The organism is Burkholderia sp. Tr-862 (genome assembly GCF_011753085.1).
In the GTDB taxonomy this organism is placed as follows: Bacteria; Pseudomonadota; Gammaproteobacteria; order Burkholderiales; family Burkholderiaceae; genus Burkholderia; species Burkholderia ambifaria.
In genome coordinates this window covers 1-483 of the sequence record NZ_VWWG01000413.1, presented here as the reverse complement: position 1 = coordinate 483, position 483 = coordinate 1, and the positions used below count along the sequence as shown (strand labels likewise).

Sequence of the window (483 nt, the reverse complement as noted above, 5' to 3'; positions counted from 1 at the left end):
ACGGATGACGGCGCGTTCATGCGCGAGCTCCTGTCGGATCATGGGGGCGGCCGTTCGCGGCCGCGGCGCGCGGCGCGAGAATCGCCGCGAACGCCAGCGCGAGCATCGCGCCGGGGCCGACGGTCAGCCCAAAGGTTTCGAGCAGCGGCACGCGCGACAGCGCGAGCAGGCCGAAGCCGGCGACCGTCGCGAGGTTCGCGATCAGCAGTGATACGAGCGTGTACGGCGTGACCGGTTGCGCGTCGTCGCGCTTGCAGAAGAACAGCGCATAGTTCGAGCCGACCGCGACGATCAGCAGCATCCCGACGAGGTGCAGGATCGTCAGCGGCACGCCGGCGAGCGCGAAGCCGGCCGTCACCACGAACACGGCCGCGACGAGCGGCGCGAGCGCGCGCACGACGCGGCGCGGCGAGCGCAGCGCGATCAGCAGCAGCACGGCGATCGCCGCGAAACCCGCGAGCGACAGCCGGATGTCCTCGTGCA

General features: G+C 71.8%; 1 pseudogene. It reads right to left on the bottom strand.

The features are described from left to right. Positions 1–16: 16 nt before the first annotated feature. Positions 17–483, bottom strand: a pseudogene (locus F3J14_RS35215) (hypothetical protein); the annotation flags it as partial.